The 13450-nt window shown below is 62.0% G+C and carries 8 protein-coding genes; 5 read left to right on the top strand and 3 right to left on the bottom strand.

Translation table 11 applies throughout. From position 1 onward, the window contains the following. Nucleotides 1–41 precede the first annotated feature (41 nt). The 5 genes from CPI83_RS29550 to CPI83_RS29530 all read left to right on the top strand — a co-directional run bounded on the left by CPI83_RS29550 (nucleotide 42) and on the right by CPI83_RS29530 (nucleotide 5712). Nucleotides 42–704: a ParA family protein gene (locus tag CPI83_RS29550; RefSeq protein WP_097388409.1), complete on the top strand. Its 663-nt coding sequence runs from the start codon at nucleotides 42–44 to the stop codon at nucleotides 702–704. Nucleotides 705–706: 2 nt separating this feature from the next. Next, nucleotides 707–1618, top strand: coding sequence for a peptide transporter (locus tag CPI83_RS29545; RefSeq protein WP_097388616.1), 912 nt, complete (start codon nucleotides 707–709; stop codon nucleotides 1616–1618). A 73-nt stretch (nucleotides 1619–1691) separates the two neighbouring features. Then, nucleotides 1692–3620 (top strand): hypothetical protein, encoded by a 1929-nt coding sequence (locus CPI83_RS29540; protein ID WP_097388408.1) that lies wholly within the window; start codon nucleotides 1692–1694, stop codon nucleotides 3618–3620. 2 nt (nucleotides 3621–3622) lie between these two features. After that, entirely contained in the window at nucleotides 3623–4450 is an 828-nt protein-coding gene (locus CPI83_RS29535) for a hypothetical protein (RefSeq protein WP_097388407.1), read from the top strand. 386 nt (nucleotides 4451–4836) lie between these two features. Then, on the top strand, nucleotides 4837–5712 hold the full coding sequence (locus CPI83_RS29530) for a hypothetical protein (RefSeq protein ID WP_157920669.1): 876 nt from the start codon (nucleotides 4837–4839) through the stop codon (nucleotides 5710–5712). A 77-nt stretch (nucleotides 5713–5789) separates the two neighbouring features. On the opposite strand, the gene CPI83_RS29525 is transcribed toward CPI83_RS29530, so the two are convergent. The 3 genes from CPI83_RS29525 to CPI83_RS29515 form a co-directional block, all read right to left on the bottom strand. Next, entirely contained in the window at nucleotides 5790–9932 is a 4143-nt protein-coding gene (locus tag CPI83_RS29525; RefSeq protein ID WP_097388405.1) for an FtsK/SpoIIIE domain-containing protein, read from the bottom strand. Between the two features lie 134 nt (nucleotides 9933–10066). Next, a complete protein-coding gene (eccB, locus tag CPI83_RS29520; RefSeq protein ID WP_097388404.1) occupies nucleotides 10067–11569 on the bottom strand; it encodes a type VII secretion protein EccB in 1503 nt (500 codons plus the stop codon). A 30-nt stretch (nucleotides 11570–11599) separates the two neighbouring features. Beyond that, entirely contained in the window at nucleotides 11600–13450 is a 1851-nt protein-coding gene (locus CPI83_RS29515) for an AAA family ATPase (RefSeq protein WP_097388403.1), read from the bottom strand.

The following is a 13450-nucleotide window of genomic DNA, read 5'->3' as shown; positions in this document are numbered from 1 at the left end:
GTAGTCCCGGTAACGGGATGAAATAGACGGAGGAAGAGAATATGGCTGTTTATGTCCTGCTCAATCAAAAGGGCGGCGTCGGCAAATCCACGCTGACAGTGAATCTCGCGGCTGTGACCGCCGAAGCCACACAGGAACCCGATACGGAGAATCAGTCCGTTCTCGCGGTCTCTGTGGACCCGCAGGGCTCGGCCACCTGGTGGTCGGAACGAGTGGACGATCTCCCGTTCGTGATCACGCAGGAAGACAATCCGGAGACACTTCGTGGATTGTCCGACCTGACCAATTTTTCCAGCATTTTCGTCGACACTCCCGGCTGGCTCGGAGCCGGTGGTGACGATCCCATGATCAAGGTTTTGATGGAAGCTGCTGACCTGGTTGTCATTCCGACGCTTCCGCAGCCTCTGGCCTTTGATCCGACTGCCCGAACTGTCGAGGTGGTCCAGTCGTACGGGATTCCCTACGTCGTCGTCATCAACGGCTGGGATCCCCGAGACGGCAAAGCATCCCTCACCGATACACAGAACCTCATCAAGGGGCAGGGCTGGCCACTGGCGAAGACCGTCATCCGCCAGTACCGCATCCACACCAACGCCGCCGCTGAAGGCCGGGTAGTCACCAGCTACCCCGACAACAAGATCAGCTTCAACGCGCGCAGCGACTTCCAGAAGCTCGCACTCGAACTCGCGACGGGCCGGTGGTGACTGTGGCTACCAAGCGCACTAGTTTCGCCGATCTTGGTGGGGCGATCGGAAAGAATTCCCCCATTGGTGGCGCGAAGATTCGGGAAACGAACAAGCCTGTCACAGCAGGTGCTGAGGGTGTTTTCCTTGCGAATGTGCCGGTGGAGAAGCTCGCCGGTAATCCCCGCAATCCCCGCGACGAGCTCAAGAACCTCGAGGACCTCTCCAGCATCGTCGACGTTCAGCTGCAGCCCGGCTCCGCCGTCACTCGCGAGACATGGCTGAAGGTGTTCCCCGGTGACGACACCGAGATCGGTGAGGCCGAATACATTGTCGTAACCGGAAATCGGCGTCTCGCTGCAGCTCGGGAGTACGGCCGACCCGGCTTGGACGTGGTGGTTCGTGACTCGCTCGCCGCCAGCCCCGCATCGGTCCTGACGTCCGCGATGCTCGAAAACATCGCCCGCGAAGACTTCGACGTCATCGAAGAAGCGAAGGCCGTGGAGATGCTCGTCAAGGAGCTTTCCACGGCTGCAGCGGCTGCCACGATGCTCAAGAAAAGCACCGCTTGGGTATCGACGCGCCGCGCGCTGCTCAATCTCACCCCCGAGCTGCAGGAGAAGTTGCGGGCAGGGGAGTTGGGTGTCCGGGAGGCACGCGCGCTGGTGAAGGTTCCTCGCGAGGAGCAGGTCGCGGCATGGTTGGCGGAGTTGGAACGTAAGGAAGCTCCGCCGGTTCCGCCGGAAGATCCGAAGCCGAGTCCTTCGGATGCCGAGAAGAACGATGATGAGGATCGTCCCGAGGTGACTCCGGTCGACAAGATCGTCAAAGCGTTCAAGAACGCGAAGGCGGATCCGGAGACGGCGACAGCGGCTCTCGAAGAGTTCTTCGACCCCGCCGACCTGATTCAGATCAAGCACCTGATCAAGGGTTAATGAGTTTCTTTCAGTGGCTGCCAGGCGTTTTCGTCTGCCTGGCAGCCACTGTCGTCCCGAGAGGAGGTTGGACATGTCTGAAGTAGAAGGTCAGTTGTCGCTGTTCGGCGATGCCGACGAGTCTGTCGACGGTGGGCTCGTCGATCCCGCGACCACGGGACCCGCGTCCGGGGAAGCTGCCGATACGGCTGACGACAAGAATCCCGCTTCGTCTGTCGAGCCCGAAGCTGATCAGGACCCGCCCGTCGCCGACACCGAGGAAACAGCCGCTGAATTGGCCGCTGAACCCCCAAGGGCCATTGAGGGTGACGAAGGCGGCGCTGACGTTGCCGAACCCTCAGGAGGGGACGTAGAGCCCGCTGCGGAGGCCTCGGAGGAAGCTCGCCCTGCTCTTCGAGCGTCGACAGCGGCCGATGATCACGCGATGATCCTCACCGACACCGGAAGCTACCTACCGTCAGGTGCGTACCTCGCCGGTCCCGTCGACGACATCAACAAGCTCACACGCCTGATCGACTGGATGATGAACCGAAAAGGCCTGGTGCCGAAAGGCAGTGCGCCGCAGGTGTGGCTGGTCGGCACGGGAATCCTGGAAAGCCTGGGATGGTACGTCGCCGCTGACGAGCTCGAATTCGAAACCCCCGCCGAAGCTCGTGCCATGGTGTTGGCGGAACTGGCACCGCGGATCCAGAACTCGATGGCGCCCTTGATGAGCCAGGGATGGGAAATTCGCGGTGAACCCGGAGATCGCATCCACCTGACCCGCAACCTGGGCAACGGTCGCCGCATGGTCGATCTGATTCTCGAAGGTTACGCCTGGGCGATCTCCTCACGGGCGAAGGACCTCGGAATCCTCGGTGCCGGTGACGATCTCCCCGAAGGCCCCATGGCTGAAGCTGCCGAAATCGGGCGCCGAATCGCGTGGAGCGTCGAACATCTCGGCGTACTGCCAGGCCCGACCGCCACCCGCACCGCCGCCGACATCTTCGATCAGATCATGCAGAGCCGTCGCGGCAGTACCTCACGGGGCCGGAGCAAGTCCTCCGACGCCGGGAAGACTCGTGGCGCGGTCATCGACACCGCCGGGCCGGTTCCGATGCTCGACGGGCAGCTGCACGGCGAGATCGAACCGCGCACCTGGTGGGCACGCACCCTCGACGCTGACGATCTCGCCGGTGTCGATCGGGTGATCTCGATCGACCAGCGAGCGTCGTACCTGGCCAGCGCCGGTTCGGATTCGTTCGGCTGGGGGAGACCCGACCATGTGGCCATCGGAGCGGATCGTCGTGCGCGGGAAGAGAAAACGCCGTACGGGTTGTGGCGGGTGACGTTGCCTGCCGGGAATTCGATCGCGTTGCCGGAGAAGCTGCCGTTGCCGCATCCGCACATGAAGTACGACAGCATCGTCACCACGTGGGTCACCAGCGTCAGTTTGGAGGCACTGACCTCACCTGTCGCCGACGGCGGAGCAGGTCTGGACCTCGACGACCTCGAGCTGGATGAGGCGTGGGTGTGGCCGAATCAGGGCCGCGCCCTGGAAGCGTGGGCGACGCGGCTGCGTAAAGCCCGCGCTGTCGCCGTCGAGAGCGGCGACACGGTGATGAAAGGGCACGTCGGCAACATCTACAAGCGGTACATCGGCCGGATGCTCAACCCCGACCAGTGGCAGGCATCGAACAAGCAGCACCACCATCAGCCGGTGTGGCGGGCAACGATCATGGCGTCGTCACGTCAGCGTTCGCGCCGGGCCGCTATGGCGTTGGCGGACAAGACAGGTCGCTGGCCCTTCCAGGCGTTCGCGGACGCGCTCACCTACGTTGCGGGGCCGGACGACGAGCTGGCCGATATGTCGCCGTACCTGGGTAAGTTGGTGTTCGAGAAGGGCGCACCGCTGACGGAGAAGCAGATCTCCACATTAGCGAAAGCCTCGGATGTGAATGTATTGCGCACGTTGGTCGGAGAGATTCTCGGCGGCGACATCGACGAAGACGAGAGAGAGTAGCGATGGCCCAGATCAGGCCCCGCATCACCGGCCGCAAAAGCACGGGCGAGAAGCCTTCGAAGTTCCGCGACGCCAGTGGTGCGACCGTACAGATCGACCCGGTTGCAGCGAAAACCCTCGCATCGTCAGTGGTTTCGTCCCCTGTCAAACGTGTCTCACGGCTGACCGGCGACGTCTCGGTGCCGGAACTGCGGACGCAGATCGGCTACGACGGCTTGCGTGCAGCTGCTGTGGCAGCGGGCCGTAAGGAACCATCGCTGCGTACCTTGCAGCGTTGGGTGCAGCGCAACCACATTCCGCACGCCGCAGTGGAGGAAGGTGCTCAGCGCCGAGCGTCGGTGGAGCGCCTGGGCGGCGTCCAGGTCGTGGCCGCGATGCTGCAGCGTTCACCGTCGTCGGTGTATCGCTGGCAGTCGGGAAAGACGAATCGCCTGCGCGGTCCCGCTGGTGTCGAGATGGCGAACGCGAAGACGCTTGACGCGATGCGTGAGGCGAAGGCGTTCAATCCGGATGGGACGTTGCGCCGTGCGGAAGTGACTGTTACTGCGACGGTGGAGGTTCGGTACAACGGCCAGGAAGGCTACGAGCATCGGGACCGGAAATTGTTCCGGTTCGCTGAGGACACCACTCCGATGTCGCCGACCGACCTGTGGGAGTTGGGGCATGCGTTGGCGCGCGGAGCGTTTGGTGATGCGGTGGGTGTGATCGAGCGTTTCGCGTCGACGGCGTACCCGGACAATCAGGCGTCGGGTGGGTTGTCGCAGTACGACGATGGGAACGGCTTCCATTTCGAGGAAGTGCATGACATCGACATCGTGTGGTTGCGTTAGCAACCGGCGAGGGTTGGTGGAGAACGGGGCGGCGCCAGACGGCGGCGCCCCGTTTCTTGCTGTGCGGGTCCCGTTTGGGTGTCTGAGATCGCCGTGTGGCTGTCGAGATGCGGTCGGGGAAGTCGACGGAGGGCCTAGCGGGTCTGATCGGGGAGCGGGGTTCTCAGCGCCCAAGAAGGGGGTGTGGTCAGGTCAGGTTCGTAGGTGGGCGGGTGCCCGCGGTTTCCGAGGCTGACACGACAGCGCCGCAACCCGATAAACTCACATCGAATGATCGGCAATTGGGTTGCTGTCCAATAGGTTTAGAACGATTCGTTCCAATGACGGCCCGGCCTTTTCGCAAGATCAGGCACTTCCCTTGCAACGGCATCGACGAGGAGAACACATTGACCCACCACCTGGACGATCCGGAGATCGTCGACGAGGACCCCGTGACGGCGCTGGCCAAAAAAATGCTGAACGACGCCTACGACTTCGACACCGCCTGGGACGAACTCCCCGACAGACGAGCCCGCGCCCTGCTCTACGCCAAAGCGGCGCACGAGCACTTCTCCGCCGTCGTCGCCGCGCACGGGGGCCGCATCTTCACAGCCGCCGACCTGGCGGATCTGCGGAACGTCCTCTGGGAGAACGACGGAGACGCCAGCTCCCGCGCGCGCTTGCGTCGCCTGGTCCCGGCGATCGACGACGCGACCGTGGTACCCGATCCGGCGCTCACCCGGGTCTCCGCAGTTCCGGACACCGATACGCCCTGCCAGCACACGTGGGTGCACGCCGAGGTGCGGTTCACGACGGAGAACGGGAACGTCCGAGGTCCCTTCGACGGTGAGCAATGCACGTCGTGCCGCGCCGTCAGATACGGAGGTCGGGTGTTCGATCCGGCGCTGCCGGAACCGAAGTCGTGCACCGGAGGTCAACCATTCCACTGGTCGGCCTTCGGTGCGAGGTACCCGGACACCGTCTGCGTCGACGGGCAGTGCGCCGACCTCGACGCCGACTGCTCGACGGCCGCGGGCATCGCGTGCCCGTTTTGCGATCCGTCCGGGTTCTTCGACTACCAGTTCGGCGGCGCGTACACCGAGCCGACGTGCGGGACGTGCGGGCTTCGCGGGATCGACCCGGCCGAGGTGACCTTCCACGACGGACCTGCGTTGACGTACACGGTGTTTTGCTCGAGGTGCGCGTCGGAGCAGCCCGCGGCGATGCGTGAGTATCCACCTGCAGACGACGCCGACGCTCAGGCAGCACTTGCCTCCCGCTGAAAGCCCGAACATACAACTGCGGCGCCCCACCTGGCGAAAGGTGGGGCGCCGCAGTTGTTGTGCGTCCGTGTCCGGGCTCAGCCTTCCTGAGCTGGGGGATCGAACGGGGGATGGAACGAGGTCTGCACGACCGGGTGCCCGCTGTTCGAACTGGGCGAGTACAGCTGCCCCAGGCCTGGTCGGCGGCGAGCGAACATGATCTTGCCGTCCGCTGAACTGTACGAACCTGCAACGGGCTCGGTGGAGGTGCCCGACAGAAGCAGGATGTCGGCATTCGAGGAGATGAGTGCCTTGTAGAAGGCCGACCCGTTGCGGCGGGTCATGTACTGGTTCGTGGTCTCCGTCGCGAAGACCTGCAGGCCCATGCTCATGCCCAACGCCTGCTGCGCGGCGATAGCGGTGTTCAGCGCGTCCGTCGGCGCCGCGTCCCAGGATCCGGTCGACGTCAATGTCGTTGCGGGGTCGATGAACACGAAGATCTTCGGGCCGGAGTACCAGGTGCCCTCGGCGATCTCCTGCGGTCCGACGGCTTCGAGATCTGGCTGACGCTTGGCGATGATTTCCGCGATGTCTTCGGCGGCTTCCTGGATGCGGGCGGGCTGGTTTTCGTACCGGGCGAGCATGCCGAATGCGCTGAGTATTGCGGATTCGTTCATCATCGTGAAGCCCGGATCGAAGAGGTAGATCTGTGCTTCGTCGGGTGTGTACTGCTCGATGATGCTGCGCAGCAACGACCTGACCACTGTTGTCTTGCCGGAACTTGGGTCGCCGACGATCATCATGTGCGATTTTGCGCGACCGTCGTCGGTGGGCAGCATGACCAAGCTCAGATCGTCTGCTGCAGCGCCGAGTGGCAGCGCCCGCGGAGCGCCCATCGCGAGGGTGCTCTGCTGGTAGATCTGCCACACCGTGGCCCATTCGAGCTGATGCGGCACCGTGACGATCTTCGGTGCCCGGACCTCGATCTCTCCGCCGTCGTCGGTGGGAATTACGTACTGCGCCGCGAGACGTTCACCGAGAGCGCGGATTCCGTCACCGTAGTCAGCTTTCGGGTCGTATTCGATCGGATCGCTGCCCGGGATCGGTTCGATCGTCTCGAGCTGCGGGACGTAGATACGTGCGTGGTAGCCGACTGTGGGTTCGAGTACTCGTCCCGGCTGCCCGTCGGGGATCGTCGCGTACTTGGTGCGAATGTCGCGATCCCTGATGGCGGTGGTGAACTCGTTCGGGTTCGCCGACGGGTGCAGGATCCACAGTGCGAACTGGTTGTAGAAGTTGATCTTGTTCGACTCCATCTCACCGGCGATGACGAGGTGGATGCCGCGTGAGCCTCCGGCGGCAGCGATCTTGGTGAGCGCTGCGGTGCGCTGGGTGGCGATCGTGCCGCTGATACCTTCCTGCCGGACGTCGAGGAGATCGTTGACTCCGTCGATGACCAGGAACATTTCGCCGTAGTGATCACCGGGAACCGGTTCGTCGATCTTCGATGCGGTGTAGGCGGCGTAGTTCGCGACGCGGCGACGTTCGAACTCGTCGGTGCGGAGGGAAACGATGCGGGTGAACTCGGCGATGATGCGGTCGATCATCTCGTCGTCGTTGATCGAGGCGCGGCCACCGACGTTCGGGTAGTTCTCCATTTCCTGCAGCTTCGTGCCGCTGTCGATGAGATAGAACTGCACCTGCGTAGGCGCGTATGTCTGTGCGGCAGAGGCGATGATCGTTTGCAGGGTTGTCGACTTTCCGGTGCCGCGAGCACCGACGACACGGATGTGTGCGCCTGCTCCTTCTGGTCGGATCGTGTACGGCACCCGCTGGTGGTTGTACGGGTCGTCGAGATCGCCGATGCGGATCCGCAAGCCACTGTTGTCGGAGATGGGGAGGGTGGCGCCGTGGAAGCTGATCGGTGCGGTGAGGGTGGGCTGCCAGAGCGTTCTCGGCTGGATGTCCTGGTACTGGATGAGGGCGTCGAGCAGAGCTTCGCGTTCTTCGGCGTAGTGGTCGGGGTTGATGACCGGTTCGTCGACGGTGACGACGGTGCCGTCGGTGTCGATGACCGTGGTGGTGGTGCTGATGGAGCTGAACGGGATCACGTCGTTGTCGGTGCCGGTGGTTTCGTCGACGTCGGCGCCGGAGACACCGATGTCCACAGTCGGCGCCGCAGACGGCACGTACGGGGCGTTGACCGGGAACCCCTGGATCAATGCCAGGCCGGAGTCTTTGGTGCCACTGCGACGCAAATAGGCGTGCCCTTTGCCGCTTTGGAGGTTGATGGCGGCGTCGCTGCCGATCACGAACCGTGAGGCCGTGGAGTTGTTGACTGCGAGGCTGATTCCGAAGGTGAGGTTGTTCTGGATGTCACCGACAACGGTCTGGTCGATGAACTGCGAGGCGAGCATCAGGTGAACGCCCATGGAGCGGCCGACCTTGGTGATCTTGGAGAACAGTTTGAGGAAGTCACGGTTCTCGACGATGAACTCACCGAACTCGTCGATGATGACGAACAATTCCGGCAGTGGAGGAAGTTCCGGGTTCTTCGCACGCTTTTTGACGTACTCGAGGATGCCAGGAACCTTGTGCTTGTCAAAGAATTCCTGACGCTTGTTCAACTCACCGCGAATGACGATGTCCGCGCGCTGCAGAACGTCGAGGTCTCTCTCCAAGTTCGTGATGTTCGCAAGCACGTGCGGCAACTTCTCGAACCCCATGAACGTCGCGCCGCCCTTGAAGTCCATGAGGATGAACGCGACCTGATCGGGGGAGTACTTGCAGCAGAGTGAGAGAACCATCGGCTGCAGGAGGAACGACTTACCGGTACCGGTGGCGCCCTGCATCGACCCGTGCGGGCCGGAACCACCGACCGAAGATTCCGACAGGTTCAGATCTGCCAGCAGACCTGTAGGGAGCAGCGATGTTTCGTCGAGGATGTCGCCGATGGGGATGGTGCGTTCTCGGTCGGCGGCGGCGCGCTTCCAGAACTCGTATGCATCGAAGGATTCGAGATCGTTGATACCGAGTGCTTTCAGATACGGGGTGCGGCCGGTCGATACCGGTGCCGTGTCGACAACTCCGGGCAGGACGACGGCGCGGCCGGTGCGGTAGCCGCTCATCTTGCGCGCGAACGCATCGAATTCGGCGGTGCTCATCTCGTCGGCCGTGATCAATGCCGGTTCCAGTGGTGTGGAGAGCTTGCCGTCCGCGTCGAGAGTCAACGCGGAATCTTCCGCGAAGGGAATCTCGTTGACTCCCGCCCGCACGACGAACAAAGTGATGCCGTCGATTCCGCTGACGCCGAACAGTTCCGGCAGCCGAACCTCCGCGTCGGGGAGATCGATGAGCACGATCATGTGCGCGTAGGGGAGTTCCTCGTTGGTACTCGAGGAGGCGTTGTCACGAAACGCCGGTCGTTCGCTGACGGACTCGGGGAGATCGTTCACGAAATCGGCGAGGCTGCGGTAGATCCGGCGAGCCGAACCGTCCGGTGTCATACGTGTCGGGTCATTGGCGTGGGGAAGCCACTTGAATGCTGACCAGTCCGCGCCGTCGGGGTCGTCGGTGATCAACACCAATTCGAGGCGGTCAGGGGAGTGGTTGAACGCCAGCGACGCGACCATCGCCCGCACCAGGGGAAGAACACGTGCGTCGGCACCTTCGAACGAATGGAACGGACTGCGCCCCAGGTGATATGCGATCGGGAAGCCGGGCACGAAACGTTGGGTCCGGTGGAATCCGCGGTACGCGCCCAATGTGACGGGCTCGATCTGTTCCGCGACGGCCAATTCCTTGGTCACGATCAGCGGTTCGAGTTCGACGGTGCCACGGCCGATTCGAGCGGCGAGATAAGGGCGGTATGCCTTTTCGTCCTCGGTGCCTTCCTTGGTGACGAAACCGCCTGGGTTCGCCGCCCAGACCGCCCACATCGACTGAAAGTTCTTGTCGTCGGACCCGATGAGTTGTGTCAATCGAGCGGGCTGCGGAAATGACATTTCCTGTGCCGTGAACATCGCTTCACCGTTGCGATGCGCGAGTGTGCGCCGCTCACGAATGTCGAGGAAGTAGTTCCGGCGATCAGCGTTGAGTTCGCTGGTTCCGCCGCCACCGGCGCCGCCGAGCATCGACGTCAGACCCATGAGCATCATCATCGGCATCATCAGCATGTAAATGCTGAACGATCCGGACTGAGTGACCATCAGGCCGACGAAGCCGAGCATCATCGCGATCATCAGGAACGGCAGGATTCGCTGCAGAATCGGCCCCTTGGTGCCCTCAGGCTGGGGCAGTGGGTCGGGGAGTTCTACGGTGTGATTCCCGAGCTTCGGATTAATGGGGGGTCGGGACCTAAATTCGCGTTGCGCCACTACTTCAATCCTTCAACATTTGTGATCGGATTCTTTGCCATTTCCACGGGTATTTGTTCGTGGATAACGCTAGCGGAATTCGGCGAAAGGTTGGCGCCTTCTGGAAGCAGCCTCAGAACGGACCACGGCACCAATTGTGTAGCGGCATCACCGAGCCCCAATTTGGTGAGAGTGTCGCCCGGTGAGCTGCCGGAATCACCGGTAATCGCATAGCGGACACCGTTGTCGCCGACCCACCACAGCTGCTCACGAGCCAGCGACCCGTCGCTTTCGCCGGTCACCTGAACGAGCCAACCACGACCGGGGTCGGTGTAGAAGAAATCAGCCTGCGGGCTCTGATCAGTGCCCGGGAGCAATGCGACAACGCGATCGCGTGCCTCGGATTTCAGTGGCACCGAATTGAGTGCGAACAGGGAGGAATCGGCAGCGGCCTGACCGTGACGGGACCAGTCGAAGCACACCGTGTCCTTCTGCACGAGAGTCGGGCGCTGAGCGGGCCAGTGATCCATGTCCGCGCCGACGACGTGCGGGGCTGCGGCGATTTGGGCAGCGGAGACGTTGTCGACGAACTTGGAGCCGTTGTTGATCATCACCTGTGCGGTGAACGAGCCGATGGGCTGCACACCGTTGTCGAAGACCAGGTACATCGAATCGCCGTCGATGCCGGTGGAGGAGAGAACGGCACCGACCTGATATTGGGGGACGGCGGTCGATGTCTGACCCTGGCGCAGCAGACGCGGCGCCCGCATCGCTTCGCGGACGGGGACAGCGTCGAGGAAAGCAGCAGACACCGGTGTGGCCTTGTCGAGCATGTCCTGATCGACCTGCAACGCCGAGGTCAGTGCCTTCTCCGACATGCTGATCTCACTGCGCATGCCGTTGTAGAGCAGCCACGTCTTTTTGGTGTTTCCGTCGCGCTCGCTGACCAGGATCGCTTCGGAATCACTGATCGGTTCCTGCGCGGGAACGATTTCCGGATCACCGGCAATGAGCAGGGTTCGCGTCGAGATATTCGGGGTCAGATCCAATGACGTCGCCGAGTTGTATTGCGTGCACACCGCCCACCGGGAGGTGTCGTCCGTGCGGGGAATCATTTCGTCCGGTGCACCGGGAATGCCCATCAACAATCCGCGTGGATACTTTTCAAGTTCCGCATCTTTGACGGTTTTGATCGCGTCGGCTTTACCGACGATGAGCCGTGCGGACGACAGGTTCGTCACCGGATGCAGAGCGCCGTTGTACATGACGTATCGGCCACCGGACTGAGTCGCGACGATCGACGCCTCACCGCGGGTGGGCTGGGGTTTGATCAACCCCATCACGAACCCGGCGGCTAGAACGAGTCCGGCGAGACCGAAGCCGAGGATCACCGCTGTCGTCTGCATCGAGAACGGCGACGACAACAGCCGGGTGTCACGGCGCGTGAATGCCTGTTCGATTCGGCGGACCAGCATCCGGTATCCAGAAATCTGTGTCTTTGTTGTCAGAAAGCGTGGAGCCATCGCACTATTTCCCCAGTCTCGGCGGTTGAATCAACGGAGATTCTTCCTGATTTCAGCGATCGCCGATTCGACGTCACTCGCGATCAATGTTTGCATTTCTTCGGAGCTGAGGCGACCCAACTCTTGTGCGCCCGCAAAGCGTGAATTTTTGTATCCTTCAGCCTTTTCGATGATGTTTCGGGCGAAGCGTCCGTTGCCTGCTTTGTCGATCAGTTTTTTCCGCTTGTCGTCTGTGACGCCGACCATGTCTTGAACTGCGTCGACGATGGATACTTTGGCGGCGGCGTCGAGGATCAGACTGCGACTGGTGGCGATGACTTCGGCGATGTCGGCGATTTCTTCGGGGGAGTACGTCTCGAATGTGATGGTGGTGTTGAACCGAGATGTCAGACCGTCGTTCGTGTTCAGGAACTGGTTCAGTTCCTTTTCGTATCCGGCGATGATGACCACCAGATCGTCCCGGTTGTCCTCCATTGCCTTGAGTAGTGCATCGACGGCTTCCTGGCCCAACGGGTCCTTCTGTCCGTCGGTGGTCTGCACCAAGTTGTAGGCCTCGTCGATGAACAGGACTCCGCCGAGGGCTTTGTCGATCATTGCCTGAGTCTTCGGCCCCGACGCGCCCCAGTGTTCGGCGACGAGATCCTGGCGTGAGACCTCGACGATCTTAGGTAGACGGCACACACCGGTGCCGCCGAAGATGTCGGTGACAACGCGGGCGATCGTGGTCTTGCCGGTGCCGGGAGGGCCGACGAACATAAGGTGGTTCGTGCGTTCTGCGACAGCGAGGTTGCGCTTTTTGAACTCTGCGTTGATCCGCAACGTGTTCTCGAGGGTCGCTATCTGCGCCTTGACGTTCGACATACCGATCTGTCGCGCCAGTTCCGCCTTGCCCTTGGCCAGCAGATCCGAACGATGAGTGTCCAACTCCGTCCGCTGTTCCATTTCCAACGACGGTTCCGTGCTGACGTCCCAATAGCTTTCGCGGCGAGAAATCAAGTCCGCATTGGTGATCCGTAGGTACTCGGTGCGGTCCCCCTGGACTCGGAGGAGTTCGTCCGAACGCGACAACGCCACACCCATCGCGAAGTGTTGCTGCGCGGTTTTTTCGTCGCCGTTCGTGCGCGCGATCATTCCGAGCATCCGATGGGCTTCGCCGGACACGGCAGTGAAGCGCGATTTGGTGAGGGTGTCGAACACCTCTTTCGAGTTGTCACTGTTACCCAGGTGCGTCTGCGCGGTGTGCAGGAGCAGATATGCCAATTCGTGGAACAACACATTCGGCACCGCAGCGCCTTGGGGATCAACAACAGTCGCGCCGTATTCGTCGACGATGGCGGCATTGCGCAGCGGTTCGATCGCCGGGATGAGATCCATCCACCGGGAGGTGCGGTAGTACAGCGCGGCACGCATCAAGTGCACACTCGGCTTGTCTCCGGCTCCGTCGAGCGCTTTCAACGCGCGGTCGTACCGGTCACCGTTCATGTAACTCGCTGCTGCCGCGGCGCACAGGTTGTCCACGAAGTGGATGGGGATGTCGACGCCGAAAAACTTGGTCTGATAAATGCATTCAGGTTCCGGGGTGGTGAGTTTTCGTTCTCGCAGTTGAACGTTGTATTCGCGGGATTCGTGCTGGAACGCTTTGTACGTCAAATCCCCGAACGACTTGCGTGTCAGGTAGATCGCCTGAATTTGTTCGTCGGTGGCGAAGCGCCCCGTTGAGCACGCTGCAAGTCCGCGGAAGGTGTCGCATTCGAGTGTCTGCTCACTGATTGCGTACACGAAATGCTCGCGCGCGGCGGTGGAGTTTCCTTCGAAGAGAAATCGCAATGCCTGGTAGTGGGTTTCGACGAGCTGCTTCTCGTCCATTGTCGCGTTCATCAT

The sequence above is a fragment of the Rhodococcus sp. H-CA8f genome, assembly GCF_002501585.1.
GTDB lineage: Bacteria > Actinomycetota > Actinomycetes > Mycobacteriales > Mycobacteriaceae > Rhodococcus_F > Rhodococcus_F erythropolis.
This window is presented reverse-complemented; position numbering and strand designations above follow the sequence as displayed.